17 protein-coding genes and 1 tRNA gene are annotated in these 21691 nt (G+C 69.5%); 12 read left to right on the top strand and 6 right to left on the bottom strand.

Annotation, left to right across the window (positions count from 1 at the left end; translation table 11 throughout):
* Positions 1-54 precede the first annotated feature (54 nt).
* Complete coding sequence (locus test1122_RS12595; RefSeq protein WP_232269260.1) at positions 55-1509, bottom strand: aminopeptidase P family protein; 1455 nt, start codon at positions 1507-1509, stop codon at positions 55-57.
* A gap of 773 nt (positions 1510-2282) precedes the next feature.
* Positions 2283-3773, bottom strand: a complete 1491-nt coding sequence (locus test1122_RS12590) for a PP2C family protein-serine/threonine phosphatase (protein ID WP_232269259.1) — start codon at positions 3771-3773, stop codon at positions 2283-2285.
* Between the two features lie 606 nt (positions 3774-4379).
* Between test1122_RS12590 and test1122_RS12585 the strand changes: the two genes are divergently transcribed.
* Positions 4380-5054 carry a bifunctional DNA primase/polymerase gene (locus test1122_RS12585; RefSeq protein ID WP_232269258.1) on the top strand — a complete coding sequence of 225 codons (675 nt, stop codon included), beginning with the start codon at positions 4380-4382 and terminating at the stop codon, positions 5052-5054.
* Between the two features lie 81 nt (positions 5055-5135).
* Positions 5136-5792, top strand: a complete 657-nt coding sequence (locus test1122_RS12580; protein WP_232269257.1) for a hypothetical protein — start codon at positions 5136-5138, stop codon at positions 5790-5792.
* 207 nt (positions 5793-5999) lie between these two features.
* On the opposite strand, the gene test1122_RS12575 is transcribed toward test1122_RS12580, so the two are convergent.
* From test1122_RS12575 to test1122_RS12565, 3 genes are all read right to left on the bottom strand, one after another.
* Positions 6000-6968, bottom strand: coding sequence for a DUF5926 family protein (locus test1122_RS12575; protein ID WP_232271886.1), 969 nt, complete (start codon positions 6966-6968; stop codon positions 6000-6002).
* Between the two features lie 79 nt (positions 6969-7047).
* Entirely contained in the window at positions 7048-7653 is a 606-nt protein-coding gene (locus tag test1122_RS12570; RefSeq protein WP_232269256.1) for an ATP-binding protein, read from the bottom strand.
* A gap of 69 nt (positions 7654-7722) precedes the next feature.
* Entirely contained in the window at positions 7723-8505 is a 783-nt protein-coding gene (locus test1122_RS12565) for a glycerophosphodiester phosphodiesterase family protein (protein ID WP_232269255.1), read from the bottom strand.
* Between the two features lie 200 nt (positions 8506-8705).
* Here test1122_RS12565 and test1122_RS12560 point away from each other — a divergent pair, with 200 nt between their 5' ends.
* Together test1122_RS12560 and test1122_RS12555 are read left to right on the top strand one after the other, a co-directional pair.
* Positions 8706-10112 (top strand): S1C family serine protease, encoded by a 1407-nt coding sequence (locus test1122_RS12560; protein ID WP_232269254.1) that lies wholly within the window; start codon positions 8706-8708, stop codon positions 10110-10112.
* A gap of 43 nt (positions 10113-10155) precedes the next feature.
* Positions 10156-10242 (top strand) — tRNA-Ser (locus tag test1122_RS12555).
* A 601-nt stretch (positions 10243-10843) separates the two neighbouring features.
* On the opposite strand, the gene test1122_RS12550 is transcribed toward test1122_RS12555, so the two are convergent.
* A complete protein-coding gene (locus tag test1122_RS12550; RefSeq protein ID WP_232269253.1) occupies positions 10844-13675 on the bottom strand; it encodes a hypothetical protein in 2832 nt (943 codons plus the stop codon).
* A 164-nt stretch (positions 13676-13839) separates the two neighbouring features.
* On the opposite strand from test1122_RS12550, the gene test1122_RS26575 reads away from it, so the two are divergent.
* The 8 genes from test1122_RS26575 (at position 13840) to test1122_RS12510 (ending at position 21690) form a co-directional block, all read left to right on the top strand.
* A complete protein-coding gene (locus test1122_RS26575) occupies positions 13840-13962 on the top strand; it encodes a hypothetical protein (RefSeq protein ID WP_277879823.1) in 123 nt (40 codons plus the stop codon).
* Between the two features lie 716 nt (positions 13963-14678).
* On the top strand, positions 14679-15401 hold the full coding sequence (locus test1122_RS12545; RefSeq protein WP_232269252.1) for a hypothetical protein: 723 nt from the start codon (positions 14679-14681) through the stop codon (positions 15399-15401).
* A 1121-nt stretch (positions 15402-16522) separates the two neighbouring features.
* Entirely contained in the window at positions 16523-16831 is a 309-nt protein-coding gene (locus test1122_RS12535) for a hypothetical protein (protein ID WP_232269251.1), read from the top strand.
* A gap of 138 nt (positions 16832-16969) precedes the next feature.
* Positions 16970-18139 (top strand): acyl-CoA dehydrogenase family protein, encoded by a 1170-nt coding sequence (locus tag test1122_RS12530; RefSeq protein ID WP_232269250.1) that lies wholly within the window; start codon positions 16970-16972, stop codon positions 18137-18139.
* Entirely contained in the window at positions 18136-19035 is a 900-nt protein-coding gene (locus test1122_RS12525; protein WP_232269249.1) for a Zn-ribbon domain-containing OB-fold protein, read from the top strand. Before test1122_RS12530 ends, test1122_RS12525 begins: the two co-directional genes overlap by 4 nt.
* Complete coding sequence (locus tag test1122_RS12520; protein ID WP_232269248.1) at positions 19035-20087, top strand: acyl-CoA dehydrogenase family protein; 1053 nt, start codon at positions 19035-19037, stop codon at positions 20085-20087. The genes test1122_RS12525 and test1122_RS12520 overlap by 1 nt, the downstream gene beginning before the upstream one ends.
* Complete coding sequence (locus test1122_RS12515) at positions 20084-20527, top strand: MaoC family dehydratase (RefSeq protein WP_232269247.1); 444 nt, start codon at positions 20084-20086, stop codon at positions 20525-20527. The genes test1122_RS12520 and test1122_RS12515 overlap by 4 nt, the downstream gene beginning before the upstream one ends.
* Entirely contained in the window at positions 20524-21690 is a 1167-nt protein-coding gene (locus test1122_RS12510) for a lipid-transfer protein (RefSeq protein WP_232269246.1), read from the top strand. The genes test1122_RS12515 and test1122_RS12510 overlap by 4 nt, the downstream gene beginning before the upstream one ends.
* The last annotated feature ends 1 nt before the right edge of the window (position 21691 follow it).

Here is a 21691-nt window from a genome sequence, read left to right as displayed (position 1 = left end):
CCATGGAGAGGTCCGGCCCCGGCGGCTTGCGTTGGGCGGGCGTCAGCCGTCGCGTCAGCCCTTGAGGGTGGCCATCCACGCCTCGACCTCCGCCGAACGGCGGGGCAGCCCCTCGGACAGATTGCGGTTACCGTCCTCCGTCACCAGGACGTCATCCTCGATACGGACGCCGATGCCCCGGTACTCCTCGGGCACCGTCAGATCGTCGGCCTGGAAGTAGAGACCGGGCTCGACGGTGAGACACATCCCGGGCTCCAGCGTCCCCTCGGCGTAGGTCTCCCGACGGGCGACCGCACAGTCGTGAACGTCCATGCCGAGCATGTGCCCGGTGCCGTGCAGCGTCCAGCGGCGCTGCAGACCCAGCTCCAGAACCCGCTCCACGGGGCCCTCCAGCAGCCCCCACTCCACCAGCTTCCCGGCGAGGACGCGCTGTGCGGCGTGGTGGAAGTCCAGATACTTGGCGCCCGGCTTGACCGCCGCGATACCCGCTTCCTGGGCCTCGTACACCGCGTCATAGATCTTGCGCTGCAGGTCGGTGTACCGGCCGTTGACCGGCAGGGTGCGGGTGACATCGGCGGTGTAGAGGGTGTGGGTCTCCACCCCGGCGTCCAGCAGAAGCAGCTCGCCGGAGCGTACGGGACCGTCGTTGCGCACCCAGTGCAGGGTGGTGGCGTGCGGTCCAGCCGCGCAGATGGAGCCATAGCCGATGTCATTGCCCTCGACGCGGGCGCGCAGGAAGAAGGTGCCCTCGATATAGCGCTCGGAGGTGGCCTCGGCCTTGTCGAGGATTTTCACGACGTCCTCGAAGCCACGGACCGTGGAGTCCACGGCCTTCTGCAGCTCGCCGATCTCGAACTCATCCTTGACCAGCCGCGCCTCGGAGAGGAAGACCCGCAGTTCCTCGTCACGCTCGGCGGTGACCTTGTCGGTGAGCGCGGCCTCCAGCCCGGCGTCATGGCCCCGGACGATACGGACCGGCCCGGTCGCGGCCCTGAGGGTGTCGGCGACCGTACGGACATCCGCGCACGGCATCCCGTACAGCTGCTCGGCCTCGGTGAGGCTGTGACGGCGGCCGACCCACAGCTCGCCCTGGCCGTCCAGCCAGAACTCGCCGTTCTCCCGGTTGGAGCGCGGCAGCAGATAGAGCGCGGCGTCATGCCCGCCCTCATCCCTGGGCTCCAGCACGAGCACGCCGTCCTCGGTCTGGTCACCGGTGAGATAGGCGTACTCCACGGATGACCGGAAGCTGTACTCGGTGTCGTTGGAGCGGGTCTTGAGATTGCCCGCGGGAATCACCAGGCGCTCACCCGGGAAGCGGGCGGAGAGCGCTGCACGGCGGCGGGCGGTGTGCTCAGCCTGCTCGATGGGCTGGAGGTCACGGAGCTCTGTGTCGGCCCAGCCGGTCTTCATGTTCTCGGCGAGCTCGTCGGATACGCCTGGGTACAGGCTGTTCTTCCGCTGCTTGATGGGCTGCTCGTCCGGGGTCTCCGGAGTCTGCTGCTCGGCCACGTCGCTGCCTCCTTGCGTACGCACTGGGACCGGACCCCCATCGTATGCGCCCGTTTCTCAACGGCACCCGCCCCTGCTTAACGGCGCCCGCCCCTTCTTAACGGCGCCCTCGCACCTCTCGGCGCCGGGGGCGCCTCAAGGGCTTCGGCCCCCTGCGCCGGACTCCGTCCGTCGGTGCTGGCTGAGCGACGCTGTCGGCGGTGGGAGTTCCCCTGACCCGCCCCTTCCCGAAACTGGGGGCTGCCGCCCCCAGACCCCACCCCTGTTGTGGGCACTCGCAGCCCCGCGAGGGGCGTGGGCCCGCCCTGCTACGCAACGACCCACCCACACCAGCCACGACGCTCCGGCCCACCCCGCAACGGAGCTCGCGACGCTTGGTGGGCACAACCCGGCCACCGGCCCGCACCGGGCCACCCAGGGGCCCCGGGGCGAAGCCCCGGTTTCCGGGAAGGGGCGGGATACGGGGAAACCCACCCCGGCACCCCGCAGCCGGGCGCGAGCCCCGCCGCGCGGCGGAGCCGCATATCGGTGCAGCCGGGAAAGGGCGGGTGGTGGGCACAACCCCCGGCCACCGTCCCGCACCGGCCAACCTCCCGGGGGCCCCGGGGCGAAGCCCCGCCACGCGGCGGAGCCGCATATCGGCACAGCCGGGAAGGGGCGGGATACGGGGAAACCCACCCCGGCACCCCGCAGCCAGGCGCAAACCCCGCCACGCGCGGCGGAGCCGCTGGGTCGCGCCGTAGGCGCGAGCGCGGCGAGCCCCGGGGCGGGCGTCAGAACCGGGCGGCGAGGAGCACCACGTCCTCCTCGCTGTCCACGTCGGCCCGCCCGTCCGACAGGACGGTATTGAGGACTTGGTCCACCAGCGCGTCCGGATCATCCCCCACCGAGGCCCCCGCACGCAGCGCCGCAGCCTGCAGCCGGGCAAAGGCCCGGTCCATCGGCTCACCGGTACGGCGGAGCAGCCCGTCGCTGTAGAGCAGGAGCGTTTCGCCAGCGTCCAGCGTCAGTTCCACGCTGGGCGCCTCCCAGCACGCCAGCATCCCGAGCGGCGCGGAGAGCGTGGTCTCCGCGAACTCACACCGCCGCGGCCCGACGATCAGCGGCGGACAGTGCCCGGCCCCAGCGATCACCACCCTCCTGGCGGCCGGTTCGGCGTAGCCGAAGAGCGCCGTGGCGGAACGGGCCGGCTCCGTAAGCCGCATCAGCAGCTCCAGATCCGAGAGCACCGCGACCGGATCCTCGCCCTCCATCACCGCGTACGCGCGCAGGGAGGCCCGCAGCCGCCCCATCGCGGCGATCGCGCTCGGCCCGGTGCCGGTAACCCCGCCAACCGAGAGCCCGAGCGCGCCCTCGGGCAGCGGCAGCACGTCGTACCAGTCACCGCCACCGCGTGACCCGGTGCGGTGCCGTACCGCCAGCCGTACCCCGGACACCCGGGGAAGCCGGCTGGGCAGCAGCTCCTCACGGACGGTGCTGACGGCGGCCTGGGCCCGGGCGAGGGCGATCTGCCGGGCGATGTGTTCCGCCGCGCAGTGCAGGTAGAGGCCCAGTAGATGGCGCTGGCGCTCGGTCGGCTCGGCGGGCTCGTCATAGAGCCAGACGGCGGCCCCCATCCGGTCCGGGTGGGCGGTGCTCAGCGGGACGGCGTAGCTGGCGGCGTAGCCGAGCCGCGCGGCGACCTCGCGGTGCCGGGGGTCGAGGCCGTCCTCCTCGGGGATATCGGAGTGAGTGATTTCTTCCCGGTCCCGGTCCCGGTACGCGGGGTCGGGACCGGGCCCGGGTGCGGGCAGCCCGTCCAGCAGGCGGCCATAGGGAGCCGAGGCCTGCGGAAGCGTTTCGATCTGGCCGAGATCTGACCGTCCGAGGCCGAGCCCGATCATCCGGGGCGGACCGAGACCATCGGTGGGTTCCAGTGCGATGAGCCCACGGCGCGCGCCGACCAGATCGGCACCAGCGCGCAGCGTCTCCTGCAGGGTGTCATCGAGGGTGGCGGCGCGCGCCAGCCGCTCGGTGAGGTCATGCAGCGTGGTGAGGTCGCCGATCCAGCACGCGAGCCGGTCCTGGACGGCCGCGAGCTGGTCAACGGTCCGGGTGGTGGCGTCCGGGACGGGGGCGTGGGCGGTGTGTTCCCCGGCGCACCCGTGCGCGGGCTCGGCGGGCCGGGGTGACCTGCGCGGGGAGGAACTCGGCGGGGCAGTGTGCTCCGGCGGCGACGCAGGTGGGTTGATTCCAGCCACTTTTGGCGGGTGGTGCGTACTCATGGCCAGCGGCTTTCGCCGGAGGTCTTTTCTCTCGATAGCATCGCAAACCCCCATGTCATGCGAACTCCGCCAGCAATGCATCCACATGTACACGCACTGATGACAGGATGTCCAGCATTGTCCTTGTGCGGGCGATGGTGTCCAGGCGGTGCCTGGCTATGGGGGGTGACAAGCCGAGTGTCCCGCAGATTGGCGCGAAAAGTACCCTGGTTGCGTCAATTCGAGGTCGACTGACGTCATTCAGCAGCGGTCACAAGGCCGGTTCTGGGTAGGTATGGAAATGCAGGACGCGGGGTAGAGGGGCCCGGTCGGAACCTGGTGACGGGTCTCTGCGTCTCAGTCGGCAGTTGCCGGGCCCGTGTCCGTAAGTGGCGAAAAGATCAGGGCACCAGGCAAGTACAGCACCAGGCAAGTACAGACTGTACGGAGCGTAAGCGCCATGCGCGCGCCACCCCCCGCCACGTTCCACGCTCGGCCCACGGCGTGATGCGCTGCTTTGTACGTGCGGTGACGTGAGATCCACGTGTTGTGATGGGCTCGACGGTCCTTGTCGGCCTTGGTAGATCCTTGTCGATCTTTGGCGTTAACGGAAAGGAACGAGCGCTCATGCGCGAGATCCTCGGAAGGCGACGCGTGACCCGCTGGGCGCGGCGTAGTGCCGCGCTCACCTGTGCCACCCAGTGGCAGTGGCCGGTGCTCCCCGGTGCGGCTCTGCGAGAGTCCAAGCGCCAGTCCAAACGTATGTGCGCCTGTCCGCACCCCGACTGTGTGGTGCCCGGCGCGCATCCCTTCGACCCCGGCCTGCTGGCCGCCACGACCGATGCCCGGATGGTCCGTTGGTGGTGGACCAATCGCCCCACCGCGCCCATCATTCTGGCCACCGGCGGCCAGGCGCCGTGTGCGCTCAGCCTCCCGGCGATCGCCGGGGCGCGGGCGCTGCGCGAGCTCGACCGGCGCGGTGTGCGCACCGGCCCGGTGGTAGCGACCCTCAGCCGCTTCTCCCTGCTGGTGGCCCCGTACGACCTCGCGGAGCTGGGCGAGCTGCTCTACGCCCAGGACTGGGTGCCCAGTTCGCTCCGCTTCCATGGGGAGGGCGGTTATGTGCCGTTGCCGCCCTCGACCACGGGGGGCGGCCGGGTGCGCTGGGAGCGGCCGCCGACGGTGGGGCGGGGGCGGGCCTCGGCGGGTCAGCCGTATCTGCCCCGGATGGACGCGCTGCTCGATGTCCTCGTCCAGGCCAGTGCCACCGCACCGGACGGCGGGAGCCAGCTGGCGTACTGATGTGTGAGCGGCATCGGCCGTGTCCGCCATACGGGTTGGAAGTGCGCCAAGCACCGTGATTCCCCCGATATGTTCTGACTCATGTCAAAGTCGCAGGCAAAGTCGCAGCGTGCCTCGAACCTTCGCGTGGCCGTGCTCACCGTCGCGGTCACGCTCGCCGTCGCGCTGCCTCTCGCGGTCGCGACGGCCGGGCCGGGGGAGCCAGCCACAGTGGAGGACGGGAAGACCGGCTCCCTGTCACGGGTGTCCCGCGCCGTGTCCTCTCCCGATGCCCCGCCGGGGCAAACCGCCGGGGCGTCGCCCTCTCCCCAGGGTGTGCCGCTGGGCACTCCTTTGGCCGATGGGCCGCTGGCTGGAAAAGACCTCTCCTCGGCCACCGGTAGCGGACCTTCCGCGATCTGCGGCCCCGAACTCGCCTCCACCGCCGGGGTGGAGGCGCAGACCTGCGTACTGACGGAGGACCACGCGACCTGGGGACGGACCTACTACCGCAATACGAGTGGCCGTCCGCTGCGTGGCGTCATGACGTTGATGCGGCCCGATGGGCGGACACTTCAGGTGTATTGCGCGCTGCCCGCGTCGGGTGGGCCGGGAATGTGTGAGACCCCGCGGCAGCGCACGGTGCACCCGGTGCAGGGTGAACACCCCTATTCGGCGGTGGCGGAGATCGAGGCGCCGGGTGAGGACCGGATGCTGCTGCGCTCGGGAAGCAACTCTCCTACGGAACAAGTGGATTGACCGGTTCCGGATATGGAAACGCCCGGTCGCTGGCGACGGGGGATGCACCAGCGACCGGGCTCCTAGAACGGTAACAAGAGATTGGCCGTTCGCAAATTCCGGCGTGCCTTTTAAGACGCGGATTTAACTGTTCAAGCCGGGAGTTGTGACCGGAATCACGCTTCCTTGATCATTCAACTACTTCGTTCGGCTAGCTCAAGGTGACGGCTAGCTCAAGGTGATCTGCCGGTTGGTGAGCCCGCTCCGTGCCCGCCGCTCCTCCGAGTTGAGCGGGGCGCTGCTGGCCAGTGCCTCACCAAGCCGCTCAGCGAAGGCTGTCGCGGGCCGCTCGCACGCGTCGGCGGTCATCCCGCTCGGCAGGTCCCAGACCGGCACCATCAGTCCATGTGCCCGGAACGAGCCGACCAGACGGGTGTCTTCACCGAGCGAGGAGGCGCCCGCTGCCTGCAGTCGCGCCAGGGCGTTCAGGAGCTGGTCCTCCGGATGCGGCATGACCCAGCGCAGATGGTTCTTCTCCGGGGTCTCGCACCAGTAGGCGGCCTCCACACCGGTGAGCCGGGAGGTGGGCAGCGCGGCGGAGTTGGCGCGTTCCAGGGAGGCCGCCACCTCGCCGGTGGCGCTCTCGGCGTCGCTCAGCCAGAACTCAAAGCCGGAGTGCACCTCTGGCGTGAACGGTGCGCTGGTGTCGAGCAGATCCTGAAGTCGCGGACCCTCACCCGTGGTGCGCTCGGCGGCGACCGGATTACCGGGCTTGTCGCTCATCGCGCGCAGCAGCACATCGGCGAGATCGCGGCTGATGTCACCGGACGAGGTGTCGTTCTGCAGACCCAGCAGGACGCTGCCGTCGTCCCGGCGCAGCGCGGGCCAGGCCATCGGCAGCACGGTGGCGAGCGTGGCCGACGGTACGTCCTCCGGGAGGCCGTCCTTGAGGGTGAGCGGGGCGGTCGCGGCGGGCACGAGCTCGCGCAGCGCGACCCAGTCGCACTCTCCGGGGAGCCCCTCGAACGGCCGCTGCACCAGCTCGGTCACGGCCTGGGCGGCCGCACGGCCGTGGCAGGCCTTGTAGCGGCGGCCGGAGCCACAGGGGCATGGCTCACGGGCACCGACGACCGGGATCTCCCCGTCGATGAGCTGCGGCTGGGAAGCCTTGGGCTGGGGTCGGCGCTTCTTGGCCATGGCGCGGGTCTCCGTGTCGTACAACCTGGCAACACTGTCGCGCGCGAGCCTAACCCGTCGTTACCCGTCGTTCCGTGTGTTACGTGAGCTCGTCTATCTCATTCATCTCGCCGATCTCATCGATGCTCTCGATGTCGATCAGGCCGAAGCCGCGTGCGGTGCCAAAGCCATTGGCCGGTGCCACCACGGCCCATACGGTCACCCCGCCAATGGCGCCGTCCTCGCGTACGCCCCAGTCCCGGGCGAGCGAAGTGATGATCGACAGACCCCGGCCGCCATGTGCGGTGACCGAGGGAGTGGCCGGAAGTGGTCGGGTCGGGCCACCACCATCGGTGACGGAAATCGTGAGCTCGCCTCCCGCGTCCCGGCTCCAGTCGGCCCGTATCGAATCGTCCGGGGAGAGCGGCCGCGCGTGACGGCAGGAGTTGCTGAGCATTTCGGAAAGGATCAGAACCGCGTCTTCCACAACCGAATCGGGCGTGCCGGACGCGCGTAGCTCCGCACGCATACGCCGTCGCGCCTGACCTACGCCCACAGGACCATGGGGCACGGCCATGGTCGACGAAGTCGGCACCTCATGTGCCACCACCAACGCCACCCCCGAGACCTCCTTTGCCCCACGCCACGTGATGGATGCCCCAATGGCCCAGACCGGAAACCGGCCAGGTGCGATCGCTTGACGCATTCGTAACGAAGCGATACGGAACGAATGCGCCGGGGCACTCCCCGTAATTGAGTCGCCAGTACTAAAGCCTTAGACGCACCCAAGTTCCGACAACTGAGACAAGACTTGCCGCGGTCGATTAGTAATCACGGCGTCGACATCGAGCCGGGCGCAGAGCTCGACATCGATGGGATCGTCCACCGTCCATACGTGCACCTGGTGCCCAGCGCGCTGCGCCCGGATCACATAGTCCGGGTGGCTGCGGACGATCCGCATGCTCGGTCCCGTGATCCGCACCCCGGGCGGCAGCCGCCCCTCACGGTGGCGCGGCAGCAGGAACTGCATCAGATAGACGGTCGGAATGTGTGGCGCGGCGGTGTGGATCCGGTGCAGTGACCGGGCCGAGAAGCTCATCACCCGGACCTGTGTGGACAGCTCGTACTCCCTGAGGAGGCCGATGAGCCGGTCCTCGACCTGGCCCGCCCAGCGGGAGGGGTGCTTGGTCTCAATGGCCAGCTCAACGGGGTGCCCTGCCTCAGCGGACTCCTTGACCAGCCTGAGCAGCCGGGCCAGGGTCAGCACAGAGGTACGGCCCCGGTCCTCACTGTCGGGCCCCTCGTACGGGTCCTTCAGGGAGCCGAAGTCAAGCGCGGCGAGGTCGGCGAGCTCCAGCGCGGAGACGGCGCCACGGCCGTTGGAGACGCGGTTGACCCGGCGGTCGTGGACACAGACCAGATGGCCGTCGGCGGTGAGCCGCACATCGCATTCGAGCGCGTGAGCACCGTGCTCGATGGCTTTGCGGTACGCGGCGAGGGTGTGCTCGGCGGCATCCTCGGAGGCGCCGCGGTGAGCGATGACGGAAATGGGGCGCACTGGATTATCGTCCCACCGCACCCGGTCGGACGATGCCGCGGCTACGAGCGGCCCGCGCCCCGTTCTGCCGGGATAAGAAATGAGCGGGCCGGTGCACCGTATGGCTTACGCCGACCTGACACGCGATGGGAAAAGCTGACTGCACACTGGACATAACGTGATTGCCTGTCTGTGACTGCCGTGTACCTGAGGAGATAGCTGTGAGCACCGAGCACGAGGGCGTCGACCGCTCGCCGGAGGCGGGCCGGGCCGACGAGACGGCGCCTGCCGACCGCGTGCCGCAGGAGGCGCCGCAGGAGTCGTCGACGACCCAGCTAAGGAAGATCGACCCCGCTGAGGAACCCCCGGCCGCCCCCGGCCCGCCCCCGCCAGCCGGTCACCCCGGCCCCTGGGGCGTCCCCACGCCGCCCCCCGCCCCCGCCGGTCCGCCGCCGCCCCCGTACGGCGGCCCCGGCCAGCCCTGGGGCGCTCCCATACCGCCTCCGCCGCCCCCGGAGCGCAGGCGCGGCGGCCTCATCGCCGCCGCACTCGCGGTGGCCCTCATCGCGGGCGGCGTCGGCGGCGGCATCGGCTTCTGGGCCGCCGACCGCAATAACGCCCCCAGCTCGGACACCATCACCGCGCCGTCCGGCCCCAAGAGCGTCAGCCGTGCCCCCGACTCGGTCGCCGGAATCGCCGCCAAGGCGCTGCCGAGCGTGGCGACGATCCAGACCAACGGCGGCGGCCGCGGCGGCACCGGCACCGGCTTCGTCTTCGACAAGCAGGGCCACATCCTCACCAACAACCACGTGGTCGCCAGCGCGGCCGACGGCGGCCGGCTGACCACGGTCTTCTCCGACGGCAAGAAGTACGCCGCCGAGGTCGTCGGCCGTGCCCAGGGCTATGACGTCGCGGTCATCAAGCTCAAGAACCCCGGCGACCGCAAGCTGAAGCCGGTACCCCTCGGTAAGTCGGACGAGGTCGCCGTCGGCGACCCGACCATCGCGATCGGCGCCCCCTACGGCCTGTCCGGCACCGTCACCACCGGCATCGTCAGCGCCCTGAACCGCCCCGTCGCCTCCAGCGACGGCGAGGGCTCCAAGGCCTCCTACATGAGCGCCCTGCAGACCGACGCCTCCATCAACCCGGGCAACTCCGGCGGCCCCCTGCTCAACGCCAAGGGCGCGGTCATCGGCGTCAACTCCGCCATCCAGTCGGCGAGCGACGGCCTCGGCGGCGGCTCGGCCGGCAGCATCGGCCTCGGCTTCGCCATCCCGATCGACCAGGCAAAGCGGGTCGCACAGACCCTGATCGAGACCGGCCGCCCGGTCTACCCGGTCATCGGCGCCACGGTCGACATGACCAAGCAGGGCCAGGGCGCCACCATCTCGGCCAGGGCCGCGGACGGCACCGGCTCCGTGGTCCCCGGCGGCCCGGCGGACAAGGCCGGACTGAAGCCGGGCGACGTCATCACCAGGATGGACGGCACGGCGATCGACAGCGGCCCCACCCTGATCAGCGAGATCTGGACCCATGAGCCCGGCGAAAAGGTCAAGGTGACCTACGAGCGCAACGGCAAAAAGGCCACAACCGAGATCACCCTGGGCAAGCGCACCGGCGACGACTGACCGGTTAGGCTATCCCCACGCCGCGTCCACGGACCCGGCGTGGGGAGGTGTGCCCGAGCGGCCTAAGGGAACGGTCTTGAAAACCGTCGTGGCGGCAACGTCACCGTGGGTTCAAATCCCACCGCCTCCGCCCAGACGGCAAAGCCGCAGATGAGAAAGGCGCCCGGATCTCCGGGCGCCTTTGCTCGTGACTCTCTGTGTCAGCCTGCCCCACCTTGTTCCAGCGTGGACCGGCGTTTGCGGCCAACCTGTGGCCAAGTCGGGTCGGCCGCCCGTATCGGGCTACTCCTCTGAGCCCTCCAACTGCTGCCCTCGCAGCAGCTTCGCGTAAAACCGCCACAGGACTGCCGGACTGTGGCCAGCGCGCCTGGCCACCTCCACCGGATCTACTCAGGCCAGGCAGGCTTCGCTGCCTTCCATGGATATGGGCGTCCATGAGGGGTTGGCCCTCCCGACCAGCTCTGCCGCTACCGGTGTTGGGGGATGGGCGGCGGTCCAAACACTGGGATCTGTTGTAGCCGAAGCTGGTCATTCGCCAGCTCAGTAGCTGTTCTGTGTGACAACTCAGACGCTCTGACCCGCCTGTGTACCCCAGGCCGCCGCGGTCGCCCGTTGAGCCTTGTTCATGCGGGTCACGTAACAACCATCCGAATCTCGGACGTCCATCTGAGGGTTATTCAGGCACGCTGGTGACGGCACGGGAGGGGGAACAACTTTCTGCTCAGCTCGGCTCACTCCAGGTCTTCCCACGTCCACGGAGAGGTGGCACTTCCATCGGGCTCACGCCCGAGTCGGAGTTCCTGGCTGCCGCCGACCTTGTTGTATTGACCGAGGTCTCTTGCGACCGGAAGCAGTGCATCCATGGCCGCTATCTGCTCCTCCGTCCCCACCTCACGCAATGCGGCGAGCACGAGGCCCAACAACTCGTTTGAGTCATCGAAACGAACTTGGGCTACGGCCCGTGCAGCCAGGGCCGCTATCTGCTCCTTCGCCCCCACCTCCCGCAATACGGCGAACAAGAAGCCCAACTCGTTTGGGTCATCGAGGGGAACTTGGGCTACGGCCCGTGCGGCCAGGGCCGCCGTCTGTTCCTCCGCCCCCGCCTTCCACAATCCGACCAACAGGAAAGCCACCCCGCCCGGGTCATCGAGGGGAACTTGGGCTACGGCCCGTGCAGCCAGGGTCACCATCTGCTCCTCCGCCCCCACCTCGAGCAAGCTGACCAACAGGTAAGCCACCCCTAGCGGGTCATCGAGGGGGGTGTGGATGGCGGGGTCGCGGTCCAGCAACACACCAACCTGCTCCTCGGCACCCGCCTTCCGCAATACGGCGAACAAGAAGCCCAACTCGTTCGGGCCATCGAGGGGAACTTGGGCTACGGCCCGTGCGGCCAGGGCCGCCGTCTGTTCCTCCGCCCCCGCCTTCCGCAAGCTGTCCAACAGGTAAGCCACTCCGCCCGGGGCATGGACAGGTGCATTCGCGGCGGGGTCGCGGTCCAGCAACACACCAACCTGCTCCTCGGCACCCGCCTCCCGCAAGCTGTCCAACAGGTAAGCCACCTTGCTCGGGTCATGGAGGGGAACTTGGGCTACGGCCCATGCGGCCAGGGCCGCCATCTGCTCCTCCGCCCCCACCTCCCGCAAGCTGACCAACAGGTAAGCCACCTCGCTCGGGTCATAGAGGGGAACTTGGGCTACGGCCCGTGCGGCCAGGGCCGCCGTCTGTTCCTTCGCCCCCGCCTCCCGCAAGCTGTCCAACAGCTCGGCCACCTCGAGCGGGTCATCGAGGGGGGTGTGGATGGCGGGGTCGCGGTCCAGCAACACACCAACCTGTTCCTCCGCCCCCGCGTCCCGCAATGCGGTCAACAGGAAAGCCACCCCGCTCGGGTCATCGAGGGAGGCGTGAGCCGCGGCCCATTGGGCGGGGCGGGGGTCGGTGGGATGCAGGTGTTGGAAGCAGCGGAGGAGGCGCATCGCCGCTTGAGGGTTGCCATGGGCGGTGGCGTGTTTGTGGAGTTGAGCGGAGTCTCGATATAGGCCAAGGTTCCAGGCGGCGTCGCCGAGTGGGGTCATGTCGGCTGGGTGAGCGTGGTCTGCGGCTGCGGTCCAGAAGTCGAGGGGTGGTGTCTGGTTGGCACGGCGGCTACGGCCGTATTGGTCGAGGTAGTCGGCCAGTTGGTACTGAGGCCCGTGCGTGTCTCGGGCGGGCTGCCCGGCGGTCGGGTGTGCGGCGGCCGGTGTGCGGCGGTTGCGCTGGTTGCGGGGTGCGGCGGGTTTGATGGGGGTGAGAATGCCGCGGATGCCGTTGCATTCCCGGGTGACGTAGTCGAGAGCCTGGGACAGCCAGCTGTCGCCGAGGGCGTTGTACTCGGTGTTGGTCAGGTAGCCGGGGGTCGCGTCCGCCAGCCAGGCCAGCGGAATCCGGGGACCGGCGCCGAGGCGCCGGGCATCCATGGCCGCGTGGATGAGTGCCCGGGTGGCAGCCGGGGCGGTTTGGTAGCGGTCCATGAGCACAGGTACGCCGGCCAGGTACTGGGTGATCTGGGCGTCGCGTGTGCGTTCGACGGCCTCGATGAGCCGGGGGTCGGTGCTGGCTGTGTCCGCGAGAGCGGCCAAGTCGGCCTCGGTGAACGCATCGGGCACGCCGATCATGTGCCCGCGCAGCAGCTCCCGTGCCTGGGCGTGCCGGTCGGGGTCAGAGCGCGTGGTGAGCCGATCCCAGTGCTCGGGCCACAGGGTGGCCAGAACCAGCACCGGGCCTCGCGCCGGGTTGTGTAGCAGCTCGCGTAGGCCCGCGGCCACTCGTTCACCAACCGAGTCCGGGGTCAGGTAGTGCTGGGCTTCGTTCAGCCACACCACGGTCCTGGGGGCGATGTCCGGCAGTTCGGCGAGGGCTGCATCGGGGCGGGTGGGGGTGAGGGGGTGCCACAGCCGCCAGGGGTGCGGTAGCTGCTTGATGGCTTCCCACAACGCGCGGGTCTTGCCCGTGGAAGATCCCGCAACCAGGACCGCGATCCCGCTCTGCCCGTCCGCGGCGGAGTCGACCACCTCACGCAGGGATACGTCGAACGCGCGTGGGACGTACGCGGGCAGGGCACCGAGCTGCTGGCAGTCGGCACCGGCGTCAAGTGCCCGATGAACCTCCAGGTCGTCCAGGACGAGCCGGTCGTCGAACTCGCCGATCGGCCGCCCCGCACCCCGGACCATCCGGGCCTCCACCCACAGCGCGCGCACCTGCCCAGCCAGATCCCGCACCTCCCATGCAGCGCGACGGGCCAGCACCACGGCGACCGCTACCGCATCGGCCTGGCCGGGCGGCAGACCCGGATCGCTGATGACGCGGCGGACGGTATCCCTGCTGGGAGCCCCCGACAGACCCTGGTCATCAGAGGCGATGTCATTGGCGATGTCATTGGCGATCTCATCCAGGCTCGGCGTGCCCGCCGCCAGGTACACCTCGTACAGCAAGTCCTTCAGTCCCCGCAGCGCACGCGGCCATCCCACCCGCGCCCGCTCCAGCGTCCGAGGCCTCTTCGCCGGGCCGCCCCTCGTGTCGCGACTCATCGCACCATCATCCCCATCACCCGCACCTGACATCGACTGAACAGCCCGAACTTGGGCCTCAGTTGCCGCCACGTCGCAACTGGGAGTCGATCTTCACGCGGGGTCGAACGTGGTCAGCGAGCCGACCGGCTGCCCACTCGCTGACCACGACCCGTGGAGTATTCATGTCCCGCAAGCGCCTGACCCGCCGCGAGCGCCTCACCCTGGCCCGGGCCACCCTCAGCGGTGCCGTCTCCGGCACCGTCCGCGCCGCCGTCACCTGGCTCCTAGACCACCTCGCCCCGTAGCCCACACCCGTCCCCCCAAAAACGTCAGGGGCCGGGGCCATTTGCCCAAACCCCTGACGAAAGGAACAGTTACTGATGTAGACGGCGTCTCTCCGCCTGCGGTGTCCCAGAGATATTCCAAGAATCTGAGAACAGGTTCATTCGATGCTAACGCTAACGCTTAGGCCAGCGCTCTGCGTTGGGCAATACGGAAACCCTCTAGAAACCGCCGTGGCAGCGATGTGACCGTGGGTTCAAATCCCACCGCCTCCGCGCTGGCCAACGTATACGCAGGTCAAAAGGGGTGCCACCGGATTCGGTGGCACCCCTTCTGTATTCGAACCGTCTCGCGACCGTGTGCCCCCCTGTGCCCATCGGATCCCGGACATACGCGGAACCGGACGGTGGCGATGCGACCCGCTTGGGCAAGCTCGCCGTCTCGCGACGCCTGGCACGCGCATCTGCTGCGTTGTCGGAGTCCGAGTACGCCCAGCATGAGGACATCCTCCGACTTGCGTCTGCACGCACCGGACGCCGCTCGCTGTTCCACGAAGACTCAAACGACGAACCTAAGCCCAGCCCAGCTGCCGCCCGCACCGCCTTCGGAGGGCCGGAGGGCGGCGAGGGCGCGAGGGCGAGGCCCCTGGGAGCAGGGGAAGCTCATGGCCCTACTGCGCAGCGGAGGCCCTAAAGTACCTCCCCGCGAGGAAGCGGCGGCAAGGCACGAGGGGTTGGGAATGGGTACGTCGGAGCAGCCGGAGCAGCCGGAGCAGCCGGAGCAGCCGGAGCAGCCGGAGCAGCCGGAGCGGCAGCGGACGCAGGGCAGCGAGGGGCCGAGCGAGGCGAAGCGCGCCGTGGGAGGGAAGGGCCGGGCGAGGCAGGGCGGTGCCTCCCGGAACCGTGATTCCACGCGGGGTCCCAGGATGGTCGGCGCGTTGATCGTCGGAGCGCTGCTGTTGCTCATCAGCTGGGCGATGCTCGAGTCGAAGTACCTGGGGCCCCGGGAGGTCATGGAGACCGGCACCAAGGGCACCTTCACGCTGAGCTCCTGCGCGCGCACGGGCGGCACGAGCAGCGGGGGCGAGACCCGCTGCACCGGCACCTTCCGCTCCTCTGACGGTAAGACCGTCGCCGAGGATGTTGAACTCACCGAGAAGCACGACGCCGATGGTCTGCAGCCCGGCGACTCCTTCCCGGCGCGCGCGCTCGTCGAGGAGTACGGCATAGACGAGGTGCTGCGCGCTGACGAAGAGGGCCAGGGCAATCTGGTCCAGAACGGGATCGGTTCGGCCGGGTTCGGCGTGATCGGGCTGGCGATCACCGGGCTCGGCACCCTGGCCAGGTGGCAGAGCGACGGCCCGGCACGGAGCACCGTGAAGTACGCGCTGGTGGTGGTCGTGCTCCTCGGCGTGGTCATGTGGATCGGCGGGCTCACGGCGGGCGGCGGCATCCTCACCTGACGACGGAACACACGGCCGCGGCCGGGCCTTGCGCGCGCGCCGCGCCGCCCCTCCCAGTGCGGCGTGCCGACCACCTGCCAGTGGACGCGATTGGGCTTTCGTCGGTCCGGACGGACCTCGATCGAGTAGATCCGGACGTCGAATGTCAGCAAGTTGGGTCCCCCGCACAGTTGTCGAGCCAGGTGTCGACGTCGCGGTGGCGGAAGCGGAGCTGGCCGTTGGGGAGCTTCAGGCACTTGGGAAGCCTTGCCGCAGGCGCGCAGACGGTAGAAGGCGGCGCGGGACATGCTGAGTTCATCCAGGACGTCGGCGAGCTCGAGGTGGCGTTCGCGGGCGGAGCCACGGTGATCAGTCACCCTTCGGGCTGTGGTGGTCGGGTGGACGGGGGTGATGGTCAGCACCGCGCGTGTGGGCGCAGTTGCTCCGGTCGGCTCCGCAGTGAGTTCGCCGCCGTGGCCCGATTCGAAGGTCCGGCAGGTCCCCCAGAAGAGCTGGGCGTTGTGCTGGTCGGCCGGGGCGGTGCGTACGAAAGCGGGTGAGGCCGGTAGTGCGGCGGGCGGCAGGGGCGTGAGGAGTTGGGGCAGCGCGGGCGGGATCAGCGCGGGCGCTCGCGTGGTGCTGCCGGGGGCGGGATGGTAGGTGCCTCGGGCGGTCACGGAGCTGGGGCCGCCTAGCCAGAGGTGGTGGCCGCCCCCTGGTTGAGCACGGTGATCGCCTCGGGGCGGCGAAGCCATGCTGGCGGGTCAGGCACTGGAGTTCGCGGCGGCCGTCCGCGCCATGGGATACGTCCAGGTCGAGACCGATGAGGTGATGCCGCGGCCAGCGCGTGGTCGAGAGGGGCCGTATGGCCGGAGTCGTGCGGAATTTTCTCTTCCGGAAGGGGGTCCCCGGGGGTGCGATTGCCGGAACGCTTCATCTCTTACGGCCCATGGAGTCGCGTTCTGGGGGCGCGAAGCAGGTTTATCGACACATCGTCATACGTGCGAGGGAATCGCGTTGGTGTGGGTGGTTCGCCGGGGTTTTTACGGGCACCTTTGGACCCGCGACGTCGTAGCAACGCGAGGCGGTTAGGCCAACCACCTCGCTGAGTAAGTGAGTTAGAAATTCCTGGAGGAATTGACATGGCAAGCATCCGTATCGCCCGCGTCTTCGCCACAGCTGCCGCCCTGCCACTGGCTGTGGCCCTGTTCGGCGGGGTCGCCCACGCCGACAATGGCGCGTTCGCGGACGATGGATCGAACGCGTCTGCCGTCGGCAGCGTGGGCAGCGGCGTCGCCGGTGACAACAACGGCAACTCCACCACCAACCAGCAGGCTGCCACTGGTGCGGGCGCTTCCAACCAGGCCAACAACGCCAGCGTGAACGGCTGGGGTCACAGCCACATTGACCAGGCCAACTACTCGGTCACTTACGGTTTCTACCCCTGGTGAACCGGTAGCTGGTCCTCTGGGGGGACCGGCGCCAAGGGAACGGGTCAGGGCCGCGCGGCCGCACTTCGGTGCGGCCGCGCGGTCGTGTTGGGGGGCCCGGCCTTGACACTGCCCCGCTATCTGACGGACAGTCAGGGAATGGATTTCGCATCCACCCCGCGCCAGCAGGAGCTGCGTACAGAGCTGCGTGCGTACTTCCGCCGGCTGATGCCCAAGGGTGGCCGCACCGCTCTCAACGGTGATCCGGCCGGGCAGCGGCGGCTGCTCCGCCGGATGGGCGCCGATGGGCTGCTCGGCCTGGGCTGGCCGGTCGAGTACGGCGGCCAGGGGCGCGGTGCCGAGGAGCAGTTCGTCTTCTTCGACGAGGCTTACCGGGCCGGGGCACCCGTCTCGATGGTCACCCTCAATACCGTCGGGCCGACCCTGATGACGTATGGGACAGCGGAGCAGAAGTCCTACTTTCTGCCGCGCATCCTCCGCGGCGATCTGGTCTTCGCCATCGGCTATACGGAGCCGGGCGCCGGTACGGACCTCGCTGCCCTCCGAACGAGGGCGGTGCGGGAGGGGAACGACTGGGTCATCGACGGAAACAAGACCTTCACCAGCAACGCCCAGCACGCCGACTGGATCTGGCTCGCCTGCCGTACGGACCCGGAAGCCCCCAAGCACCAGGGGATCTCCATCATCCTGGTGCCGACGGACGCCCCCGGGTTCTCCTGGACGCCCATCGAGACGGTGGGCGGACTGACCACCACCGCGACGTACTACGACGGCATACGGGTGCCCGCCGGGAACCTCGTCGGTCCGGAGCACGGCGGCTGGAGCCTCATCACCCATCAGCTCAACCATGAGCGGGTCGCGCTGGCCGCCATGGGCATGCAGGCCGAGGACCACTACGCGGCGGCGCTCACCCACGCCCGTACACCCGACCCCGCCACTGGCGAACGACCGGCCGACCAGCCCTGGGTACGGGCCCGGCTGGCCGAGGCACACGCCCGGCTCGCCGCGACCCGGCTGCTCAGCTGGCGACTGGTGGGGGATGTCGGTGCGGGGCGGCTCAGCCCGGGGGATGCCAGCGGGGTGAAGTTCGCGGGTACCGAGAGCGCCGTAGCCGTGTACGCCCTCTGCCAGGAGGTGACCGGTGAGAGCGGGCTGATCCGCGCCGGATCGCCGGGCGTCTTCGGGGACGGTGAGCTGGAGCGGATGAATCGTGCCGCGCAGATCAACACCTTCGGCGGCGGAGTGAGCGAGGTCCAGCGGGAGATCGTCGCGAAGATGCGGCTGGGTATGCGGAGGAAGCAGCGGTGAGCGGGGGCGAGCGGGATGAGCTGTATGAGCGGCTGAGGGTGTATGAGGGGCAGCCCGCGGCCACGGCCGGCGTGGGCAGGGATCCCGTCAATGAGCCGATGATCCGGCACTGGTGCGAGGCGATGGGCCATCCCGTGCCGCCGGACGGCTCCGCGCCTCAGACGATGCTCCAGGTGTGGACGATGGGCGGGCTGGCCGGGCATCCGGCGGATTCCGGGCGCTCGGACACCTATGACGCGCTGCTGGGCGCGCTCGATGCGGCGGGCTGTACGTCGGTCGTCGCGACCGACTGCGAGCAGGAGTATCCACGGGCGCTTCGCCCCGGGGACCGGATCACCTTTGACGCGGTCATTGAGTCGGTCTCCACGCGTAAGGCCACAAAGCTGGGCACCGGTTACTTCATCACCACCCGGATGGATGTCCGGGCGGGTGATCAGCTCGCGGGCAGGCACCGCTTCCGGATTCTCAAGTACAAGGGCCGGGGCAGGCCGAAGGAGAAGCGTCCGCGGCCGGTCGTCAACCGCGACAACGCGGGCTTCTGGGCGGGCGTGGCCGAGCACCGCCTGCTCATCCAGCGCTGCACCCGCTGTGCGACCCTGCGCTTTCCCTGGCTCCCGGGCTGTAACGCGTGCGGTGGCCAGGAATGGGACACGGTCGAAGCCGCCGGGCACGGCACGGTGTACTCGTATGTGGTCATGCACCATCCGCCCTTCCCGGCCTTCGACCCGCCCTATGCGGTGGCTCTGATCGAACTCGCCGAGGGCGTGCGGATCATCAGCAACATCACCGGTGTGCCGTACGACAAGGTGCGTATCGGTATGCCCGTTCAGCTGGAGTTCCTCCGGGTGGAGGACGAGGAGCTGGAGCTGCCCGTGTTCCGGGGGGTGGATGCCTGATGGACTTCACGCCCAATGAGGATCAGCTGGCACTGGTGGAGCTGGCCGCGCGGATCCTCGATGAGAAGGCCGATGACAAGGCCGATGACAAGGCCGACAGCAAGGCCGACGGCACCGGCAGTGAGTTGTGGAAGGCGCTGGGTACGTCCGGCGTGCTCGAGGGGGCAACCGAGACCGGGCTGCTGGGCACCTGTCTGCTCCTGGAGGAGGCGGGCAAGCGCACCGCCGGGATTCCGCTCGCGGCCACCTGCCTCTACGGCATCGGACCGGTGAGCCGTCATGGCACCACCGGGCTGAGGGCGCAGCTGCTGCCCGCGCTGCTCGCCGGTACGGCCGTCGCCACCGGCGCCTTTCCACAGCGTGGCCGCGTACGCTCGCACGGCGGTGACCGGCTGACCGGCACCCTGCCGCTGGTCCCCTGGCTCCGCGACGCCAGCCATGTCCTCATCCCCGATACGGATCAACAGCTCTGGCTGCTTCGGGTCGAGGACGCCACCTTGATCGAGCCCGTGGAGACCACCGCGCCCTGGGATGCCGGGCGTCTGACCCTGGCGGCCGCCCCCGCGGTGGCGTTGGGTCCGGGCGGGTATGACGACACCCTCGCCCGTGCTCGTACGGGCTTCGCGGCGCTGCAAGCCGGGGTCTGTGCGGGGTCTCTCGCGCTGGCCGTCGCGTACACCGGCGACCGGGAACAGTTCGGCCGTCCGCTCAGCACCAACCAGGGGGTCCAGCTTCGCGCCGCCGACGCGTATATGGACATCGAGTCCATTCGGGTCACGGCCCATGAGGCGGCCTGGCGCCATGACCAGGGGCTGCCTGCCGACACGCACTCGCTGACCGCGGCCTGGTGGGCGGCGGAGGCGGGCCGGCGTGTCGTCCATACGGGCCAGCATCTGCATGGCGGCGTTGGCGCCGATGTCACCTCCGAGGTCCACCGGCACTTTCTCTGGGGGCGGCAGCTGGACGCCTACCTCGGCTCCCCGGCTGAACTGCTCGCCGAGCTTGGCTCGCTGCTCGCTCAGCCCGAGAAGGAAGGCAGGGCCGCCGGATGACGGGCACGAGCCCCCGAGCGGGGGACGAGCTTCCCCCGCTGCGTATCCCCATCACCCGCACTCTGATCGTCGCGGGCGCCATCGCCACCCGCGACTACCAGGACGTTCACCACGATGTGGAGCTCGCCAAGGAGAAGGGGTCGCCGGACATCTTTATGAACATCCTGACGACCAACGGCCTGGTCGGCCGCTATATCACCGAGTGGGCGGGGCCGACGGCCCGGTTACGGCAGGTGCGGATCCGGCTTGGCGCCCCGAACTACCCGGGGGATGAGATGACCCTCACCGGCACGGTGACCGCGGTGCGCGGCGGCACCGCGGAGGTCGCCGTGACCGGCAGGAACCGGCTGGGCGCGCATGTCACCGGCACGGTGACCGTGGAGTTCCCGGGGGCTCCGCCCCCAGACCCCCGGCCCTCAATCGGGCGGGACAGGGGATGAGTATCCGTACCGCGGACACGCTCGGCGGCCAAGCCGCCATCGTGGGGATCGGGGCCACCGAGTTTTCCAAGGACTCCGGGCGCAGTGAGCTCAGGCTGGCTGTGGAGGCCGTGCGAGCGGCGCTCGCGGATGCCGGTCTCGGGCCGGGTGACGTCGATGGGCTGGTCACCTTCACCATGGACACCAGCCCGGAGATCACCGTCGCCCAGGCGGCGGGGATCGGCGAGTTGTCCTTCTTCTCCCGGGTGCACTACGGCGGCGGTGCCGCCTGCGCCACCGTGCAGCAGGCGGCGCTCGCCATAGCCGCCGGGGTGGCCGAAGTCGTCGTCTGCTACCGGGCGTTCAATGAGCGCTCCGGGCGGCGCTTCGGGGCCGGGGTACAGCGGCGCGAGCCGTCCGCGGAAGGGGTCGCGCTGGGCTGGTCGCTGCCGTTCGGGCTGCTTACGCCCGCCTCCTGGGTGGCGATGGCGGCGCAGCGCTACTTGTACGCCTACGGCCTCACCCCCGAGGTCTTCGGGCATGTCGCCGTCACCGGCCGACGGCACGCGGCGGCGAATCCGGCCGCGTACTTTCACGGCAGGCCCATCACCCTCGCCGACCATGCGGCCTCCCGGTGGATCGCCGAACCGCTGCGGCTGCTCGACTGCTGCCAGGAGACCGATGGCGGGCAGGCCCTGGTCCTGACGTCAGTGGAGCGCGCCCGGGAGCTGCGGCAACGTCCCGCCGTCGTCACCGCCGCCGCGCAGGGGGCGGGCCGCGCACAGGAGCAGATGACCAGCTTCTACCGCGATGACCTCACCGGGCTGCCCGAGATGAGCGTGGTCGCCCGGCAGCTGTGGCGGACGAGCGGACTCACCCCCGCCGAGGTTGATGTCGGCATCCTCTATGACCACTTCACGCCGTTCGTACTGATGCAGTTGGAGGAGTTCGGCTTCTGTGCGCCGGGCGAGGCCGCCGGCTTCGTCGCCGAGGGCATGCTGCCGCTCAACACCCATGGCGGGCAGCTCGGCGAGGCGTATCTGCATGGCATGAACGGCATCGCGGAGGCCGTACGGCAAGTGCGGGGCAGCTCCGTCAACCAGGTGGACGGCGCCGCCCATGTGCTGGTCACCGCGGGCACCGGGGTACCAACCTCCGGGCTGCTCCTCGGGGCAGACGGCTGAA

The organism is Streptomyces gobiensis, from assembly GCF_021216675.1.
In the GTDB taxonomy this organism is placed as follows: Bacteria; Actinomycetota; Actinomycetes; order Streptomycetales; family Streptomycetaceae; genus Streptomyces; species Streptomyces gobiensis.
The sequence above is the reverse complement of the archived record's forward strand: the minus strand, read 5'-3'. Positions and strand labels throughout refer to the sequence as shown.

Bases quoted from the DNA above. Each gene is read 5' to 3' on its own strand.
- test1122_RS26575 (WP_277879823.1), top strand. From the start codon at position 13,840: ATGTCCCGCAAGCGCCTGACCCGCCGCGAGCGCCTCACCCTGGCCCGG.
- test1122_RS12545 (WP_232269252.1), top strand. From the start codon at position 14,679: ATGGGTACGTCGGAGCAGCCGGAGCAGCCGGAGCAGCCGGAGCAGCCG.
- test1122_RS12530 (WP_232269250.1), top strand. From the start codon at position 16,970: ATGGATTTCGCATCCACCCCGCGCCAGCAGGAGCTGCGTACAGAGCTG.
- test1122_RS12575 (WP_232271886.1), bottom strand. From the start codon at position 6,968: ATGGCCAAGAAGCGCCGACCCCAGCCCAAGGCTTCCCAGCCGCAGCTC.
- test1122_RS12570 (WP_232269256.1), bottom strand. From the start codon at position 7,653: ATGCGTCAAGCGATCGCACCTGGCCGGTTTCCGGTCTGGGCCATTGGG.
- test1122_RS12550 (WP_232269253.1), bottom strand. From the start codon at position 13,675: ATGAGTCGCGACACGAGGGGCGGCCCGGCGAAGAGGCCTCGGACGCTG.
- test1122_RS12590 (WP_232269259.1), bottom strand. From the start codon at position 3,773: ATGAGTACGCACCACCCGCCAAAAGTGGCTGGAATCAACCCACCTGCG.
- test1122_RS12535 (WP_232269251.1), top strand. From the start codon at position 16,523: ATGGCAAGCATCCGTATCGCCCGCGTCTTCGCCACAGCTGCCGCCCTG.
- test1122_RS12520 (WP_232269248.1), top strand. From the start codon at position 19,035: ATGGACTTCACGCCCAATGAGGATCAGCTGGCACTGGTGGAGCTGGCC.
- test1122_RS12585 (WP_232269258.1), top strand. From the start codon at position 4,380: ATGCGCGAGATCCTCGGAAGGCGACGCGTGACCCGCTGGGCGCGGCGT.
- test1122_RS12510 (WP_232269246.1), top strand. From the start codon at position 20,524: ATGAGTATCCGTACCGCGGACACGCTCGGCGGCCAAGCCGCCATCGTG.
- test1122_RS12515 (WP_232269247.1), top strand. From the start codon at position 20,084: ATGACGGGCACGAGCCCCCGAGCGGGGGACGAGCTTCCCCCGCTGCGT.
- test1122_RS12580 (WP_232269257.1), top strand. From the start codon at position 5,136: ATGTCAAAGTCGCAGGCAAAGTCGCAGCGTGCCTCGAACCTTCGCGTG.